General features: G+C 70.4%; 13 protein-coding genes. 5 read left to right on the top strand and 8 right to left on the bottom strand.

What is annotated here, in order from left to right:
* The first annotated feature begins 35 nt into the window (after positions 1 to 35).
* The 3 genes from EST54_RS13780 (at position 36) to EST54_RS13770 (ending at position 3693) form a co-directional block, all read left to right on the top strand.
* Complete coding sequence (locus EST54_RS13780; RefSeq protein ID WP_129247891.1) at positions 36 to 671, top strand: TetR/AcrR family transcriptional regulator; 636 nt, start codon at positions 36 to 38, stop codon at positions 669 to 671.
* A gap of 373 nt (positions 672 to 1044) precedes the next feature.
* A complete protein-coding gene (locus EST54_RS13775) occupies positions 1045 to 2178 on the top strand; it encodes an LCP family protein (protein ID WP_129247890.1) in 1134 nt (377 codons plus the stop codon).
* Positions 2179 to 2367: 189 nt separating this feature from the next.
* Positions 2368 to 3693: an acyltransferase gene (locus EST54_RS13770; protein WP_129247889.1), complete on the top strand. Its 1326-nt coding sequence runs from the start codon at positions 2368 to 2370 to the stop codon at positions 3691 to 3693.
* A 118-nt stretch (positions 3694 to 3811) separates the two neighbouring features.
* Here EST54_RS13770 and EST54_RS13765 read toward each other — a convergent pair whose 3' ends face one another.
* From EST54_RS13765 to EST54_RS13755, 3 genes are all read right to left on the bottom strand, one after another.
* Positions 3812 to 4516 carry a hypothetical protein gene (locus EST54_RS13765; RefSeq protein WP_239012560.1) on the bottom strand — a complete coding sequence of 235 codons (705 nt, stop codon included), beginning with the start codon at positions 4514 to 4516 and terminating at the stop codon, positions 3812 to 3814.
* A 54-nt stretch (positions 4517 to 4570) separates the two neighbouring features.
* Positions 4571 to 4942 carry a hypothetical protein gene (locus tag EST54_RS13760; protein WP_129247888.1) on the bottom strand — a complete coding sequence of 124 codons (372 nt, stop codon included), beginning with the start codon at positions 4940 to 4942 and terminating at the stop codon, positions 4571 to 4573.
* A 109-nt stretch (positions 4943 to 5051) separates the two neighbouring features.
* Positions 5052 to 6647, bottom strand: coding sequence for a zinc ribbon domain-containing protein (locus EST54_RS13755; protein WP_239012559.1), 1596 nt, complete (start codon positions 6645 to 6647; stop codon positions 5052 to 5054).
* A 381-nt stretch (positions 6648 to 7028) separates the two neighbouring features.
* Here EST54_RS13755 and EST54_RS13750 point away from each other — a divergent pair, with 381 nt between their 5' ends.
* The gene (locus EST54_RS13750; RefSeq protein WP_129247887.1) at positions 7029 to 7823 is read left to right on the top strand and encodes a carbon-nitrogen hydrolase family protein; all 795 of its coding nucleotides are present in this window, start codon (positions 7029 to 7031) and stop codon (positions 7821 to 7823) included.
* A 13-nt stretch (positions 7824 to 7836) separates the two neighbouring features.
* Here EST54_RS13750 and EST54_RS13745 read toward each other — a convergent pair whose 3' ends face one another.
* Positions 7837 to 8463 carry a GntR family transcriptional regulator gene (locus EST54_RS13745; protein WP_129247886.1) on the bottom strand — a complete coding sequence of 209 codons (627 nt, stop codon included), beginning with the start codon at positions 8461 to 8463 and terminating at the stop codon, positions 7837 to 7839.
* A gap of 81 nt (positions 8464 to 8544) precedes the next feature.
* The gene (locus tag EST54_RS13740) at positions 8545 to 8925 is read right to left on the bottom strand and encodes an ArsR/SmtB family transcription factor (protein ID WP_129247885.1); all 381 of its coding nucleotides are present in this window, start codon (positions 8923 to 8925) and stop codon (positions 8545 to 8547) included.
* Positions 8926 to 9020: 95 nt separating this feature from the next.
* On the opposite strand from EST54_RS13740, the gene EST54_RS13735 reads away from it, so the two are divergent.
* Positions 9021 to 10994, top strand: a complete 1974-nt coding sequence (locus EST54_RS13735) for a heavy metal translocating P-type ATPase (protein ID WP_129247884.1) — start codon at positions 9021 to 9023, stop codon at positions 10992 to 10994.
* 62 nt (positions 10995 to 11056) lie between these two features.
* Here EST54_RS13735 and EST54_RS13730 read toward each other — a convergent pair whose 3' ends face one another.
* The 3 genes from EST54_RS13730 to EST54_RS13720 all read right to left on the bottom strand — a co-directional run bounded on the left by EST54_RS13730 (position 11057) and on the right by EST54_RS13720 (position 15929).
* Positions 11057 to 12223 (bottom strand): aromatic ring-hydroxylating oxygenase subunit alpha, encoded by a 1167-nt coding sequence (locus EST54_RS13730; protein WP_129247883.1) that lies wholly within the window; start codon positions 12221 to 12223, stop codon positions 11057 to 11059.
* A gap of 11 nt (positions 12224 to 12234) precedes the next feature.
* Positions 12235 to 13395, bottom strand: a complete 1161-nt coding sequence (gene solA / locus EST54_RS13725; RefSeq protein ID WP_129247882.1) for an N-methyl-L-tryptophan oxidase — start codon at positions 13393 to 13395, stop codon at positions 12235 to 12237.
* 74 nt (positions 13396 to 13469) lie between these two features.
* Positions 13470 to 15929: a GcvT family protein gene (locus EST54_RS13720; RefSeq protein WP_129247881.1), complete on the bottom strand. Its 2460-nt coding sequence runs from the start codon at positions 15927 to 15929 to the stop codon at positions 13470 to 13472.
* Positions 15930 to 15965: the final 36 nt, after the last annotated feature.

Here is a 15965-nt window from a genome sequence, read left to right as displayed (position 1 = left end):
CAAGAGGATTTTTACGTCGGATGTAAGCTTGGCCCATGAGTGCTGAGCCCCTGAGTCTTCGCGAGGCCAAGAAGCAGGAGACCAGGCAGCTGATCTCCGACCGCGCGACCCGCCTCTTCCTCCAGAAGGGGTTCGACGAGACGACGATCGCGGAGATCGCCACCGCCGCTCGCGTCGCCAAGAAGACCGTCACCAACTACTTCGCACGCAAGGAAGACATCGCCCTCGACCACCACGAGGCATTCACCGCGAGCCTCGCCCACACCGTCGAGACCCGCGCCGCCGGCGAATCCGCCCTCGCCGCACTGCGCGGCGCCTTCAGCTCCGCCGTCCAGGAACACGACGCCGTGGCCGGCTTCGCCGGGCCCGACTTCTCCCGCATGATCGCCGGCAGTCCCACCCTCACCACGCGACTGCGCGACCTGCACGACCAGCGGGAACGAGCCCTGGCCGACGCCCTCGCCGCCGCCACCGGCGCCGCCCCCGAGGACATCGCCCCGCGTGCCGCGGCCGCCCAACTCGCCGCCGCCCACCGCCTGCTGTTCTCCCGCATCCAGGAACTCACCCTCGCCGGGCACGACAACGACCACATCACCGCGACCCTCACCGCCGAAGCCGCCCAGGTCTTCGACCAACTGGAACCCGCCCTGGGTGACTACGCCGTCCGATAGCCCCCACCGCGGCCCGGCTACGGCGCAGGGCACGAGCACGTGAGCCACGGCGCCCCCGGCAGGGACACCGATCCCCGGCCAGGACGAGGAGCTCCGAGCTGGACCAGGAGCACCGAGCTGGACGAGGAGCACGGAGTTATAAGAATTCGCTGATCACAAGGGCCAAATAGGCATAAAACTTTACACACGAGAAATTGCCCTAATTCACAGCTAATGCCCGAACTGCCGATCCCTATTCCTTCTCTTCCTGTGCACATGCAGATCTCCGGTCCACACCCGGAGGTCGGAGCGAGGAGGAGTGATGGCAGGGCGGCGAAGGCGTACGAGGGCAGCCGCGGGTGGGCGGCGTGTCCGGTGGGCGCGGCTGATAGGTGTGACGGTTGCCTGCCTGCTTGTTGCGGGTGCCGCCGTGGGGTACTGGGTCTACGCACAGGTGGTCAACGGGGTGCGGACCTCGGACGCACTGGGCGACAAGGGCCCCGGCTCGTCCCACGGGGACCAGAACATCCTGCTCATGGGCCTGGACAGCCGCAAGGACCTCAACGGCAATCCGCTGCCGAAGAACATCCTGGAGCAGCTGCACGCCGGCGCCAGCAGCAATGTCGGCGGCTACAACACCAACACCCTGATCTTGCTGCACCTGCCCGCCGACGGAAGCCGGGCCACCGGACTGTCCGTGCCGCGCGACGATCTCGTCGATGTCCCGGGCTTCGGCAAGCAGAAGATCAAGGAAGCGTACGGCCTTGCCAAGGCGCGCGAGGAAGACCGGCTCGTGGCGCAGGGGGTGAAGGACCACACCGAACTGGAAAGCAAAAGCAGGGAAGCCGGCCGGCGTACGGAGATCCAGACCGTGCGCAACTTCCTGGGCGTGCCCATCGATCACTTCGCGGAAGTCAATCTGGCCGGTTTCTACGATCTGGCCGGAGCGCTGAACGGTGTGGACGTGTGCCTCAAACACCCGACCAAGGACAAGAATTCCGGAGCCGACTTCCCGGCGGGCCGCCAGACGCTCAACGCACGGCAGTCCCTGGCCTTCGTGCGCCAGCGGCACAATCTGCCCAGCGGGGATCTCGACCGCACCCGCCGGCAGCAGGCCTTCCTGCTGTCCGCCGTCCACAAACTGGAGGCCAGCGGCACGCTCGACAAGATAGGGCGCGCCTACTCCCTGCTCGAAGCCGCCAAGCGCGACATCGTGATCGACAAGGGCTGGAGCCTGACGGACGCAGCCGACCAAATGAAGAATCTGGCGGGCGGCAATGTGGCCTTCCATACGCTGAAGATCAATGGTTTCGGCACGTACCGTCGCGAATCCGTGAACGTGGTCGACCCGGCGACGGTGCGTCGGCAAGTGCAGGAATTGCTGCGTCCCGCCCCCTCGCCACAGCCTCCGTCCGCGCACGGCCAAAGCGCAGCACCCGCGGGCCCGTCACCCCGCCCGGGCTCGGGTGACGGCAGCGCGGGTGACCCGAAAACACTGGGCGGGGACGGCGTGCCCTGCGTCGACTGACTGACCAGGCGTTCACGTTCCGGACGCGGTCGCCGCGGCGCCGCGAGTATCCGTCAGCTCCGGCGCCCACCGGCCCACTTAACCCGCTCCCCCAACTCACCCACACTCCCACTCCCCCACCATCCCCGCAGTTTCCCGCCACAGAACAAGAGGTTCACATCACGACACCAACGCGCAAGGTGGAAGAGAATGAAGAGACGGCACATCGAACTCGTCCGGTCGGGCAGTGCAACCGGCCTCCGTATTCCGCTGTGCGTCCTGGATGCGACCATGGGCGCGGTCTCCACCGGGCGAGCTTTCTTCTTCCGCGAGCCCCTGGACGGTGTGGCACTGCGGTCCTCATTGGCGCGGGTCCTGGCGTCCTATCCGCTGTTGAGCGGTCGCGCAGAAAGGGATGCGAACGGCGTCCTGCAGGTACTGTGCAATGACTTCGGAGTTCACTTCGAGGAAGAGAACTCCTCGATTGACATGGCCAGTTGCACGTTGCCCCGGAACAGAAAGCCGTCGCTGAACACATTCCTGCCGAAAGCCTCCGTGGTACGACTCGTGGGGGAAGGGGTTCCCTTGCTCGCGGTGAAGCTCACCCATCTGGCAGGTGGCGGATCGGTCCTGGGTGTGCACATGAAACACGTGCTGGCAGACGGGCAGGCTTATACGCAATTCCTGCTGGACTGGGCCGCCGAACACCGCGGCGTTCCGTACCGCACGCCCTGCCACGACCGCTGGCTGCTCGACGGTCTCGCGGACGGTGCCGCACCGCGAGAACGGGACCACAACAGCCGCTTCGTGGTGGCTTCCCGGCGGGAAAAGTACGCGGTACTGAGCCGCATGGCGCTGACCGCTCAGCGGCTGAGGACGACGACCTGCCGTTTCGGCGCTTCGGAGCTCCACGCAATGAAGCAAGCGGCTACCGCCCACCTGCCCTACGGCTGGATCTCCACCAGCGACGCCCTCACCGCGCACCTGTGGCTCCTCCTTGGCCGGCTCCGGGCCCGGTCGGCCGGGTCCGTCGAACGCCTCGGACTCCTCGTTGATTTCCGCAGATACCTGACGGAGATACCTGAGAACTACTGGGGAAACACCATCACATGCACCGAACTGCGCCTGCCGGTCAGCGAAATACAGAACTGGTCACTGGGGAGGACGGCGCGGTTGATCCGGGAGAGCATGTCAGAAAACACCGCCGCCAACGCCCGCGACGAAATTGCCTACCTGCGCGAGCAGCGCTTGGCCGGCCGGGAGCGGAAGGTGATGCCCCGGATGCTGTACCGAGCCTACACAAACCTGCTCCAGGTAAACGATCGGGCCAAACTGCCCTTCTACGACCTCGATTTCGGCAGTGGGACGCCCCTTCGTTGCGAATTGCCGCACGTGCCGATTCCCTGGGCTGCGCAGATCATGCCGACGCCGGAGAAGGACGGTTCCCGCGAGGTTCACCTCAGTCTGCCCACCGCTACGGCAGCGGCCCTGGCCGGCGAGCCGTCCTGGCAGGCACATCTGCACAAGTACGCGTGACGACCCCGTCACCTCACTCATTCAAGCGGCGACAGATCGACCACAGTCGACCACCACAGGCGGATGCCCCGACGCCCCCCGACGGCCGAGTGATGAGCAGGCCGCCGGGGGCGCAGGATCAGTCCTCGCTGATGTCGGCGCTGACGATGGCGCCGTCGGACACCGTGTAGGTCCCGTGGAACACCTTCACCGAGCCGTCGTTCTGCTTCGCGTTCAGAACGGCGCGGACCTTCCCGGTGCCCTCGGCGTTCACCGCGCTGAGCACGATGTACGCGGTGGTGTTGTAGCCCGCGACCCACCGTGAGAACGAGGAGCCGCCGATGTTCTTGCCACCGAGGTCCCAAGCCGCCGTGAAATCCCGGGCGTTGATGTCCTGATAGAACTCCTTCACGACCGCGCTCGCGTCCTCGGGAGAGGGCGAGGTCTCCGCCACGGTGGGAGAGTCAGTGACGGTCGGCGGCCAGGTCTCCGGCTCGGCGGGAGAGTACGTGTCGGTCGGCGGCTCGGTGGTGACGTTGGGCTCCGAAGGCGGTTCGGTCGATGCGACGGTATCGCCCGCCGGATACGCAGACTCCGTGGACGAGCCGGGCAGAAGGTACGCCGTCACGCCGCCCACCACCAGCAGAGCCGCCACCACCCACAGCAGCCACTGCGGGAGGACCGTGGGCCCCACGCGGACGTAGCCGTACCGGGTGGTGGCCCCGGCGGGCCGGCTCGTTTCCTGAGGCGCACCGCCCTCGTACGGCATTCCGCAACTTGGGCAGGATGTCGCGGCCGGGTCCTCACCGCGCGCGCCGCAGTAGATGCAGGATGGCATGGTCATCTCCCCCCGAGTTTCCTCGTGTTCTTCGGATCCTGGCCTTCGTGTGGCGCCCGGCTACAGCCCGCGGACCGCCTCTTCGATCGTCTTCGCCAGGGCGGCCAGAGCGGTGAACCCCGGCACCGCGGCCACGAGCCCCGTGGCGATGAACTTTAACTTGCTCTTGCGCGGCGTCGGCGAGGTGACTTCCTCGCGGGCATCCTTCGCGGTCTCGATCAGGTCGGCGCGCTCGGGGTGGTCGGACCGGCCGAGCTCGTCGATCAGCCGGGAGAGCAGCTCGCCGATCTCCTGGGGAGAGCGCTGCTGCCCGCCGTCGGCCTGGGTCGGCCCGCTGTTCCGGGCCTCGGCGCGCGCATCCCGGCCGCTGGCGACGGCGTTGCCGACGACGTTCGAGCCGCCGGTCGCGATGATTCCGTCGTTCCTCTGCATTCCGATTCGTCATCCCTTCTCGGTCTCAGTCCAGCCTTCTCGGTTCTCAGCCCGGCCTTGGCGGTTCTCAGCCCGGCCTGCTCAGTTCTCAGTTCAGCCGTCCCGGTTCTCAGTCCAGGTTGACCAGCGGGATCTTGTTCAGCACCGTGGAGACACGGGACCTCTCGCCGGAGGCGACCGAGCTGGAGTCCACCCGCGCTCCCCCGGACGCGATGATCCCGTTGTTGATGATCATTTGCTGACGCTGCACCAGCTCACCCACGTCGATGCCGCGCTCCAGGGCGAATTCGACCAGTGCGTCCAGGACCCGCTTTTCGACCGTCTTCAGGACCATGCCGCTGTCGGCATTCTGGAAGTGGCGGTGGTGCCCCGCGGACGCGGCGTGCCGGCGCACGCTCAGCCGCGCCCCGTAGTCGAATCTGCGCAGCCGGGTGATCAGCTTGTTCTGCCGGCGTCTGCGCCGGGACATCCCGTAGTCGGGGGAGAATCCCGCGACCGCCCGCGCGGGTGCGGCCAGCAGCACGAACACGGTGCTGGCCAGTGTCTCGGACAGGAGGTTGAGGACCTCGCGCACGGGCGGGCGGGGCATGAGGGTGTCGATGACCCGGTAGCGGTCGAGCAGGGGGTACAACACCGTCGGGACCGCCTCCACGAAGAGGTTGGAGTCCGAGCGGACGAAGCGCAGGAAGAGTGAGGTGACCACCTCGCCGCCCCAGCCGGTGGAGTGCACGGCCAAGTAGGGGCGCGCCCCCTCCTCGGGTGTCCGTTTCAGCGCGTCCAGTTGTTCGTTCGGCACCCGGGCGACGGGGCGGCCGAGTGGGTCGGGCAGGAAACGCCGGTCGTCCAGGATGGTCGAGCCGTCGACGAAGAGGCGCTCCTCGATCTCCAGACAGGGCAGGGCCAGGGTGCCGACCCGCTCGGCGATGTGGGCGTAGAGATCCGCCACGTCGAACCCCTCCGGCTTCCTCCCCGGCTCGTTCGACGTGGTGACATCGAAGGTCAGGGACCACGAGTTGCGTTCGAAGCCGTATCCGATGAACGGCGAATAGCCGCTGTAGGTCGTGACGTTGCCCTCGGCGTAGGTGCCGATCTGGCGGAGGCGCGTCGCGATGTCGTCATTGAGCGGCGTGGGCGCGGCCGCGGGGTCGAACCGGTCCGGGCGCAGGCTTTGCAGATGGCGGCCGTACTTGGTCGAGAGCTCGAAGGAGAACAGGGTCACCCAGGAAAGGAACAACACCAGCAGGGTGATTCCCATGTCGCCGGCCCAGAAGGTGAAGACGAGCGCCAGCAGGAGCAGGACGGTGAGGACGAGGTCCCGGCCGTGGCGGCGCGTATTGGCGAGGTAGGCGTGCCGGAGGGCCACCGGAACGTCGCACGCCGGGGCGGCCACCACCCCCAGATGGGGTTCGGCCGCGAGCTGTTTGATGAGCGACTTGGCGTACTCCCGGTCCAGATAGGCGGCCGCGCAGATGTACCTGGTCACGTCCACGCCGTTGCCCCAGCGCGGCACGGCCGTGGGACGCCGGGCGACGCTTCCGGTGAGCGGCTCCATGGACACGGTCGGTGCGGTCGACAAGGAGTCGGACGGCAGCGAAATCGTCACGGCCGCATCGCGGGCTTCCAGGGCTGCGCCGCAGTGGGCGCAGAATGCGGCCCCCGAGACCAGGCCCTGACCGCAGTCGGCGCAGGCTGTCGAATGCGTCATTGCTCCCCCCGTACATGAGACGGCCTCACGTCCGAAAAGTGCACCACAAAGGCACCTGAGAAAACGTCAGAGTCACTCTTTGAGTCAGTACCGTTACAGATCCGGAAGGGCGGGCGGCCGCCGTGTCCGACCGCGTCGGGTCACCCGCGCTGTCCGTACGGCGCCTCCCACCAGGCCTGGCGTGACCAGGGCTGTTCGGGGGCGCGCCCGGCGGCCCGTGCCGGGCTGTCGAGAGAGAGGATGGTCTGGGTGGGGCGTCCCGGCACGTGGGTGGCGGGTGTCCCGTCCGGGTCCGTCCGGCGCGTGGGGCGGGCCGGGTCCGGGGGCTGATTCCGGACCGGTCACCAGGAAACCGATCGGCACGAGGGAAGAGAGAGCCGGATGCGTATCGCGTTGTGCCAGATGACGGCATCGACCGATCCGAAGCAGAACCTGGCGGAGGTGCAGGACCACGTCCGCCATGCGGCGCGCGAGGGGGCCCGGCTGGCGGTCCTTCCCGAGGCGGCCATGGTGCGGTTCGGGGCTTCGCTCGGAGCGGTGGCCGAGCCGCTGGACGGGCCATGGGCGGAGGGGGTGCGGGCAGTGGCCCGGGAAACGGGGGTGACGGTGATCGCGGGCATGTTCACCCCTGCTGCCGACGGGCGGGTCGCGAACACCCTGCTGGCGACCGGGCCCGGGGTCGAGGAGTCCTACGACAAGATCCATCTGTATGACGCGTTCGGCTTCCGGGAGTCCGACACGGTCGCGGCGGGCAGCCGGGTCGTGACCATCGACGTCGACGGGGTCCGGGTGGGGCTGGCGACGTGTTACGACCTGCGCTTTCCCGAGCTGTTCCGGGCGCACGCGGACGCCGGGGCGACGGTGTCCGTCCTGCCCGCCTCGTGGGGCGCGGGGCCGGGCAAGCGTGCCCAGTGGGATCTGCTGGTGCGGGCCCGCGCCCTGGACGCGACGGTCTGGGTCGCGGCCGTCGATCAGTCCGCCCCGGACCCCGAGGCCGATCCGGAGGCGCCGACCAAGACGCCGAGCGGGGTCGGGAACAGCGCGCTGATCGGCCCCGACGGGACCGTACGCGCCCAACTGGGCGCCGCGCCGGACCTGCTCGTCGGGGAGGTGGACGCCGAGGAGGCGCTCCGGGTACGGCGGGCCGTGGCGGTGCTGGACAACCGGCGGCTGTAGCGCCCGGCCCCGGTCACGCGGTCAGGAGGCTGCGCCGGGTCGCCTGGAGGTGGCTGTCGATGGCCGCGCAGGCGGCCGCGGCGTCCCCGGCCGCCAACCCGTCGAGGATCTTCCGGTGTTCGGCGAGCACCTCGTCGTGGCGGTGACCGGGGCGGTAGTGGGCGGTCACGCCGGCCCTGATCTGACGGCTGCGCAGCGCGTCGTGCTGACGGCTCATCAGGGTGTTGCCGACGGCGGCGACGAGGGTGGCGTGGAAGCGGTGGTCGGCGTCGAGGAACTCCTTGGCGCCGTCCTCGCCACGCAGCGCTTCCTGCCGGTCCAGGATGCCGGCCATCTCCTCGACGGGTGCGGTGCCCCGCTCCGTCGTGCACTGTGCGGCGAAGCGCTCGATCAGACCGCGCATCTCCATCAGTTCGCCGATCTCACGGCCGGACAGCGGGGCGATGTGCGCCCCGCGCTTGGGCACCAGCCGCACCAGATCCTCGGCGGCGAGCAGCAGCAGCGCTTCCCGGATCGGGGTGCGGGAGACGCCGATCCGGTCCGCGATCTCCTGCTCGGACAGGAAGCGGTCCTGCATGGCCGGGTCGGTCAGCACACTCTCCTTGAGATAGGCGTAGGCCTTCTCGCGCCCCGACTGCATCGCCCGCTCTCCCCACTCGTGACATCCCGCCACGGGATACCGCATATCGCCTGCATGCGAAGGCTACACGGTGGGCGCTGGTCAACGACCCGCGGTGTCCACCCTTCCTGATGGAGCGTCATGGAGGCCGAGCCGCAGATGCTCGACGTGGAAGAGCGCCTGGTCGAGGAGTTCGGCGACGTGGTGGTCGTAGAGCGCGTAGACGATCGAGCGGCCGTTGCGTTCGCCGGTGACCAGGCCGAGATTGCGCAGCAGCCGGAGCTGGTGGGAGCAGGCGGACTGCTCCATCCCGACCGCGGCGGCGAGATCGCCGACCGCGCAGGGGCCCTCCTGGAGGCGGGCGAGGATGCGCAGCCGGGAGGGGGTCGACAGGGCCTGGAGGGTCGCGGCGACATCATCGGCTCCCACCGCGTCCAGTCTTTCGCGGGTGGTGGTGCGGTGGTCATCCATTCCGTGGCCCATAGGGCCATCCTAACGACGACAGATGAAGACCTCTTCATTTGTTCCGGTACGGTGGTGACCCTGCCGGTTCCCCGCCCGTGAAGGGTCGTTCTGCCATGCCTGCTGCCGTACTCCAGCGTCCGCTCCGGGCGCCCGCCGCCCGCCCCGGCGCCCCGCGGCGCACCCGGGTCCTCGCCCTGGCCGAGGCCCGCTGGGCGGCCGCGGCCACCGTCGCGTTCCTGGTCGCACTGCCGCTGCAACTCACCGGCGCACCGGCCGGATTCTGGGCACCGCTCTACGTCCTCACCTATGTGACGGGCGGCTGGGAGCCGGCCTGGTCGGGGCTGCGGGCGCTGCGGGAGAAAACCCTGGACGTCGACCTGCTGATGGTCGTCGCCGCCCTCGGTGCGGCCGCGATCGGTCAGGTGCGGGACGGGGCGCTGCTGATCGTCATCTTCGCCGGCTCCGGCGCCCTGGAGGCGCTGGCCACTGCCCGTACCCAGGACTCGGTGCGCGGTCTGCTCGACCTCGCCCCGGGCACCGCGACCCGGCTGGCCGACGACGGCAGCGAGGAGACGGTGGCCACCGCGGACCTGGTCGTGGGCGACCTCGTCCTGGTCCGCCCCGGCGAGCGGATCGGCGCGGACGGCCGGGTACGGCACGGCGCCAGCGAGGTCGACCAGGCCACCATCACCGGTGAGCCGCTGCCGGTGCTCAAGGAGTGCGGTGACGAGGTGTTCGCCGGCACCCGCAACGGCACGGGCGCCCTGCGGATCGAGGTCGAGCGCGACGCCGGCGCCTTCGTCATCGCCCGGATCGTGGCCATGGTCGCCGAGGCCTCCGGGACCAAGGCGCCCACCCAGCTGTTCATCGAGAAGGTCGAACAGCGCTATGCGCTCGGCATGGTGGCCCTCACCCTGGCGGTGTTCGGCGTCCCGCTGCTCTGTGGCGCGGATCTTGAGCGCGCCCTGCTGCGGGCCATGACCTTCATGATCGTCGCCTCACCGTGCGCGGTGGTGCTGGCGACCATGCCGCCGCTGCTGTCGGCCATCGCCACCGCCGGGCGGCACGGTGTGCTGGTCAAGTCGGCCGTCGTCATGGAACGCCTCGGCCAGGTGGACGCCGTCGCCCTGGACAAGACGGGAACCCTGACCGCGGGCACCCCGCACCTGACCGCCGTCCGGCCGCTGCCCGGCCCGGGGTGGACCGAGGAGACCCTGCTGACCGTGGCGGCCGCGGCGGAACACGGCAGCGAACACCCGCTGGCCCGCGCGATCGTGGCGGCCGCCCGCGCCCGCGGGCTGTCCCTGCCGGCCGCCGAGGAGTTCGCCGCCACCCCCGGCACCGGCGTACGGGCCACCGTCGACGGCACCCGGATCGCGGTCGGCGCCCCGGCCCGGCTGCTGCCCGCCGGCCATCCGGCCGCGGCGGCGGCCCGCGCCCTGGTCGCGGAGTGGGAGGCGGCCGGGCACACCGCCGTCCTCGTGCTGGCCGACGGTGTGCCGGCCGGGGTGCTGGGCATCGCCGACCGGCAACGCCCGGACGCGGCGGCCACCGTCGCCCGGCTCGACACGCTCACCGGCCGGACGCCGACGCTGCTCACCGGGGACAACCCGCGGGCCGCGGCCCGCCTCGCCGCGGCCGTCGGCATCACGGACGTACGTGCCGGGCTGCTGCCCCAGGACAAGGCAGCCGCCGTCCGCGCGGAGGAAGCGGCCGGGCGGCGGGTGCTGGTGGTGGGCGACGGGGTGAACGACGCCCCGGCGCTGGCCGCCGCGCACACCGGGATCGCCATGGGCCGGGCGGGCTCCGACCTCGCCGTGGACACCGCGGACGCGGTGGTGGTCCGGGATGAACTCGCCGCCGTACCGGCCGTGATCGCGCTGTCGCGGGAGGCCCGCCGACTGGTGGTCCAGAACCTGTTCCTCGCCTCGGTGTTCCTCTCGGGTCTGGTGGTGTGGGACCTGGCCGGTGAACTCCCGCTGCCCCTGGGCGTCCTCGGCCATGAGGGCTCCACCGTCCTCGTCGGCCTCAACGGGCTGCGGCTGCTGCGCACCGCGGCCTGGCGCCGGGCGGCGGCCGCACGGTAGGGGCCACCGCGGGAGCGGCGGCCCCGGGTCCGCCCGGAGCGAGGCGGGATACCCGCCGCGGGTCAGGCTCCCTCCCCCGCCAGACAGTCGGTCACCCACCGGTGGAAGGCGCCGATGTGGTGCTCGCTGGGCACCAGCACCCCGCCGGCGCGGTACGCACGGGAGCTCATGGCCGGCTGGGTGCGCTCGCAGGCGGCGAAGTCCTGGGCGTTGACCCGGTGGAAGAGCTCGACGGACTTGGAGACATCGGCACCGGAGTCGACGACCTCGGGCAGATACAGCCAGTCGCATTCGACGACGGTGCGGTCGGGCGCCATCGGGAACATCCGGTGGACGATGACATGGTCCGGGACGAGGTTGACGAAGACCTGCGGCCGGACGGTGATCGCGTAGTACCGGCGGTCCTGGGTGTCCTCGATGCCGGGGAGCCGGCCGAAGCCCTCGGTGCCGTCCACGGTGAACCCGGTGGCTTCCTCGGCGAACGCCGCACCGTGTCCCACGTAGTACTGGGCGGCGAAGCCGTCGGCGAACTCCGGGAGCACCTCGGTGAGTTCGGGGTGGATGGTGGCGCAGTGGTAGCACTCCATGAAGTTCTCGATGATGAGCTTCCAGTTGGCGTGCACGTCATAGGTGACGCGCTTGCCGAGGGCGAGGCCTTCGGTGCGGTAGCGGTCGAGGGAGGCGGTGTCCCCCAGCCGCTCGATGGCCGCACCGATCACGGTGTCCTCGAAGGACGGGGGTTCGTCGGCCAGACACACCCAGGCGTAGCCGAGCCACTCCCGCAGCGGGACGGTGACCAGACCGCGCTCGGTGCGGTCGACGTCCGGCATCTTCTGCAGGTTTGGGGCGGCCACCAGGCGGCCGTCGAGGTCGTAGGTCCAGGCGTGGTAGGGGCACTGGAGGGTGCGGCGGACCTCGCCGGACTCCTCGGTGCACAGCTGCGCGCCGCGGTGCCGGCAGATGTTGAGGAAGGCGCGCAGTGCGCCGGAGCGGTTGCGGGTGATCAGTACGCTCTCCCGGCCGATCCGGACCGTGCGGAAGGCGCCGGGCTTGTCCAGGTCGGCGCTGCGGACCGCGCAGAACCACAGGCGCTCGAAGATCTTCTCCTGTTCCTGGCGGAAGATCTCCGGGTCGGTGTAGTGGTGGCCGGCGAGGGTGGCGAGCAGGCTGGGCGTGGTCGCGGGGGCGGTGGCCGCGGCCGGCGCGGACTGGGTGGGTGTGGTCGTCATATCCGGTCTCCTCAGACGGCCGCGGCGACGGGCCGGCGGGGGTCGAACAGCTCGATGGGATGCGCGGTGGCACCGGTCAGCGCGAGATCGGCGACGATCTCGCCGACCACGGGCACGAACTTGAAGCCGTGGCCGGAGAATCCGCAGGCGACGGTCACGGTCTCCGGGTGCGCGGGATGCCGGGTGATCACGAAGTGTTCATCGGGGGTGTTGGAGTACATGCAGGTGGCGGCCTTGAGGAAGCGGCCGGGGAGGGTGGGCAGCCGCGGGGCGAGCTGCGCGGCCATGGCCCGTACCTCGTCGTCGTGCACGGTGCGTTCGATGGTCTCGGGGGTGCAGACGGTGCCCTTGCGGAAGAAGGCGACCTTGGCGCCGCCGCCGGGGCCGTCGATCGACGGGAAACCGTAGATCTGGACGCCCCGGTCGTCCTCCCAGATGTAGATCGGGTGCCGGTCCGCGACGAAGGGCGCGGTGCCGCCCTCGGGGGCGAACCAGTACATGACCTGCCGTTCGATGGTGAACGGGACGCCGAGGTCGGTGAGCAGCCGGGGCGCCCAGGCACCCGGGCAGATCACCAACTGGCCCGCGGTGTAGGAGTTTTCGGGGGTGTGGACCCGGACCCCGGTGCCGCCGGGCAGCTCCTCCCAGCGGGTGACCGGCTCCTCGAAGTGCAGCTCGGCGCCGTCCTGGCCGGCGAGCTGGACATGGGCGGCCACGGTGTACTCCGGCCGGACCAGACCCGCCCGCTCCTCGTACAGGGCCACCTCGTCGTCGGCCGGGGTGAGCGTCGGGAAGCGGCGGCGGATCTCCCCGGCGTCCAGCATCTCGTGCGGCAGGTCCCACTGCCGGGCGGACTCCAGGCTGCCGCGCACCGTACGGCTGTCGGGGCGGCCGACCATCACCCCGCCGCAGAGGGTGGCGATCTCCCGGCCGGTGTCCCGCTCCAGCTTCTCGTACAGCTCGTACGAGCGCAGCAGCAGCGGTACATAGGCGGGGTCCTCGAAGTAGGACTGCCGGGTGACACGGGAACCACCGTGGCTGGAGCCTCGATTGTGCACCGGGCCGAACTTCTCCAGGCCCAGGACCCGGGCGCCGCGGGCGGCGAGATGGTGGGCGGCGGCGCTGCCCATGCCACCGAGGCCGAGGACGATGACGTCGTAGGTGGGAGCCATGCGGTTGCTCCTTCTGCGTACGGGGTGCGGTGCTGCGTACGGGGAGTGCGGGCGGCTCGCCGCACCGGCCGTTCCTACCTGCGGATGCGCTCCATCTGCGGGTCGAAGAGCGGCTCCTGGGCGACGGTGGCCGGGATCTTCTCACCGAAGTACTCGATATGGACGGGGGTGCCGGGGACCGACGCACGGGCCGGCAGCCAGGCGTACGCGATCGCGCGGCCGAGCGTGTAGCCGTAGGCGGCGGAGGTGACGTAGCCGGCCGGCACTCCGTCGACGTAGACCGGTTCCTTGCCCAGCACGACGGCCGAGGGGTCGTCGAGGGTGAGCGCGCTGAGCTTGCGCGCTGCCGTGTCCTCGCTCCTGCCCTCCAGCGCGGCCCGTCCGACGAAGTCGCCCTTGGCGGGGCGGACCGCGAAGCCGACGCCGGCCTCGTACGGGGTGTGTTCGGTGGTCATGTCATGGCCCCAGGCGCGGTACCCCTTCTCCAGGCGGAGGCTGTTGAAGGCGCTGCGCCCGGCGGCGATCACCCCGTGCTCCTGCCCGGCCTCCCAGAGCGTGTCCCACAGGCGGAGCCCCAGGTCGGCGGTGGTGTACAGCTCCCATCCGAGCTCGCCGACGTAGCTGAGCCGCATCGCGGTGACCGGGACGTGGCCGAGGTGGGTGTGCCGGGCCTTGAAGTAGCCGAAGGCCTGGTGGGAGAAGTCGTCGCGGGTGAGCGGCTGGACGAGGTCGCGGGCCAGCGGTCCCCAGACGCCGATACAGCAGGTGCCGGAGGTGATGTCGCGGACCTGGACGCCCCCGTCGGGGGCGTGCCGCAGCAGCCAGTCGAGGTCGGCTCCGCTGTTGGCGCCGACCTGGAAGCGGTCCGGGGCGAGCCGGGCGACGGTGAGGTCGGAGCGGATGCCGCCGGCCTCGTCCAGGAGCAGGGTGTAGGTGACCGCGCCCGGCTTCTTCGCAAGGTTGTTGCTGGTCATGTGCTGGAGGAAGGCGAGGGCGCCGGGTCCGGTGACCTCCAGCCGGCGCAGCGGGGTCATGTCGTACAGGGCCACCTTTTCGCGGGTCGCCTTGGCTTCCGCGGCGGCGATCGGCGACCAGTAGCGTGCCGACCAGGCGTCGCGCTCGGGGAGTTCGAGCCCCTCGGCGAGCGGGGCGTTGGCCTCGTACCAGTGCGGGCGTTCCCAGCCGCCGCCCTCCAGGAAGTACGCGCCGAGTTCCTGCTGCCGGGGGAAGAAGGGGCTGGTGCGCAGGGGGCGCGGCTGGTCCATGGGTTGCAGCGGATGGATGACGTCATAGACCTCGATGAAGCTCTGCGCCCCGCGGTCGGCGAGGTAGGCGGGCGAGCGCTGGGCGTCCTCGAACCGGTAGAGGTCGCACTCGTGGATGTCGATCGCGGGCCGCCCGTCGGTCATCCACTCGGCGACGGCCTTGGCGACGCCCGCGGAGTGGGTGACCCAGACCGCCTCGGCGAGCCAGAATCCGCGCAGTTCGCGGGATTCGCCGAGAACCGGCATGCCGTCGGGGGTGAAGGAGAAGACGCCGTTGAAGCCCTCGGCCACCCGGGAGTCCGCCAGCGCGGGCAGCAGCCCGATGCTGTCCTGCCAGCTCGGGGCGAAGTCGTCCGGTGTGAAGGGCAGCGACGACGGCATGGTGGGGGCGTCGTCGTAGGCGGGGACGGTGAAGGGGTCGACGGGCATCGGGCGGTGGGCGTAGGAGCCGATGCCCAGCCGGTCGGTGTGCTCGCGGAAGTAGAGATCACGGTCCTGGAAGCGCAGGATCGGCTTGCTCGCCTCGGTCCGCGGGTCGTTGACGCCGGTGAGCTCGGGCAGTGGTGCGGTGGTGGCGTACTGGTGCGCCAGCGGGAGGAGCGGGACGTCCACCCCGGCCATCGCGCCGATCACCGGGCCCCAGAAACCGGCGGCCGAGACGACGTGGTCGGCGGGGAAGGTGCCCCGGTCGGTGACCACGCCGGTGACCCGGCCGTCCGCCCGCTCGATGCCGGTGACGGTGTGCCGCTCCAGGAAGCGTGCGCCGCGCCGGGTGGCCCGGTCGATCTGGGCGCGGCAGGCGAGCACTGCCCGGGCCAGGCCGTCGTCGGGGGTGTGGAAGCCGCCGTGCAGCCGGGTCTCGTCCAGCATCGGCCACAGCTGCTTGCACTGGTGCGGGGTGAGGAGTTCACCGCGTACGCCCCAGGAGGCGGCGAGTCCGGCCTTGCGGTGCAGATCGGCCCAGCGGGCCTCGGTGGTGGCGACCTCCAGTCCGCCGACGGGGTGGAAGCAGGGCAGCCCGTCGACGTCGAGGGAGCCGAACTTCCGCACGGTGTAGGCGGCGAACTCGGTCATGGTCTTGGACGGGCCGGTCTGGAAGACCAGGCCGGGCGCGTGCGAGGTGGAGCCGCCGGGGGCCGGGAGCGGGCCCTGTTCGAGGACGGTGACATCACTCCAGCCGCGGGCGGTCAGCTCGTCGGCGAGAGAGGCGCCGACGATGCCGGCACCGATGACCACCACACGGGAACGGGGTGCGGACGTGCGGGACATGTCCCTCCTCTTGCTGCTGGTCGGGGTGGGCGGGCG

This window comes from Streptomyces sioyaensis (assembly GCF_004122735.1).
Lineage (GTDB): Bacteria > Actinomycetota > Actinomycetes > Streptomycetales > Streptomycetaceae > Streptomyces > Streptomyces sioyaensis.
Note: the sequence above shows the minus strand (reverse complement) of the source record. Positions and strands in the feature narration are given on the sequence as shown.

Coding starts and splice junctions, on each gene's coding strand:
- EST54_RS13765 (WP_239012560.1), bottom strand. CDS start 4,516: ATGACCATGCCATCCTGCATCTACTGCGGCGCGCGCGGTGAGGACCCG.
- solA (WP_129247882.1), bottom strand. CDS start 13,395: ATGGCTCCCACCTACGACGTCATCGTCCTCGGCCTCGGTGGCATGGGC.
- EST54_RS13720 (WP_129247881.1), bottom strand. CDS start 15,929: ATGTCCCGCACGTCCGCACCCCGTTCCCGTGTGGTGGTCATCGGTGCC.
- EST54_RS13745 (WP_129247886.1), bottom strand. CDS start 8,463: ATGCAGTCGGGGCGCGAGAAGGCCTACGCCTATCTCAAGGAGAGTGTG.
- EST54_RS13770 (WP_129247889.1), top strand. CDS start 2,368: ATGAAGAGACGGCACATCGAACTCGTCCGGTCGGGCAGTGCAACCGGC.
- EST54_RS13740 (WP_129247885.1), bottom strand. CDS start 8,925: ATGGGCCACGGAATGGATGACCACCGCACCACCACCCGCGAAAGACTG.
- EST54_RS13780 (WP_129247891.1), top strand. CDS start 36: ATGAGTGCTGAGCCCCTGAGTCTTCGCGAGGCCAAGAAGCAGGAGACC.
- EST54_RS13750 (WP_129247887.1), top strand. CDS start 7,029: ATGCGTATCGCGTTGTGCCAGATGACGGCATCGACCGATCCGAAGCAG.
- EST54_RS13735 (WP_129247884.1), top strand. CDS start 9,021: ATGCCTGCTGCCGTACTCCAGCGTCCGCTCCGGGCGCCCGCCGCCCGC.
- EST54_RS13760 (WP_129247888.1), bottom strand. CDS start 4,942: ATGCAGAGGAACGACGGAATCATCGCGACCGGCGGCTCGAACGTCGTC.
- EST54_RS13730 (WP_129247883.1), bottom strand. CDS start 12,223: ATGACGACCACACCCACCCAGTCCGCGCCGGCCGCGGCCACCGCCCCC.
- EST54_RS13755 (WP_239012559.1), bottom strand. CDS start 6,647: ATGACGCATTCGACAGCCTGCGCCGACTGCGGTCAGGGCCTGGTCTCG.